The organism is Aminobacter sp. MET-1, from assembly GCF_026521175.1.
In the GTDB taxonomy this organism is placed as follows: Bacteria; Pseudomonadota; Alphaproteobacteria; order Rhizobiales; family Rhizobiaceae; genus Aminobacter.
This window is the reverse complement of sequence record NZ_JAMSHL010000128.1, coordinates 1-261: the sequence shown is the minus strand read 5'-3', so window position 1 is coordinate 261 and position 261 is coordinate 1. Positions and strand designations below refer to the sequence as shown.

Annotated in this window: 1 protein-coding gene; it reads left to right on the top strand. The window is 72.4% G+C overall.

All coding sequences use genetic code 11. The features are described from left to right. A partial coding sequence (locus NDO48_RS29320) for an ATP-binding protein (protein WP_323848139.1) occupies window positions 1–257 on the top strand: 257 nt, incomplete at its 5' end. Between the last annotated feature and the right edge of the window lie 4 nt (window positions 258–261).

Genomic DNA, 261 nt, shown 5'->3' with positions numbered 1-261 from the left:
TCCTTCGCCTGCTCGCCGAGGCCGACGGCGAGGGTATCGCCTTGCGCCTGTTCAACCAGGGGCCGGCGATTCCCGACTACGCCCTGGCGCGCCTCACCGAACGCTTCTACTCGCTGCCGCGCCCGGCCAGCGGGCGCAAGAGCACCGGGCTGGGACTGAACTTCGTCGCCGAGGTGGCGCAACTGCATGGCGGCCGGTTGCAGGTCGGCAACCGCGACGACGGCGTCGAGGCGCTGCTCTGGCTGCCGCGCGGCTGAGGCG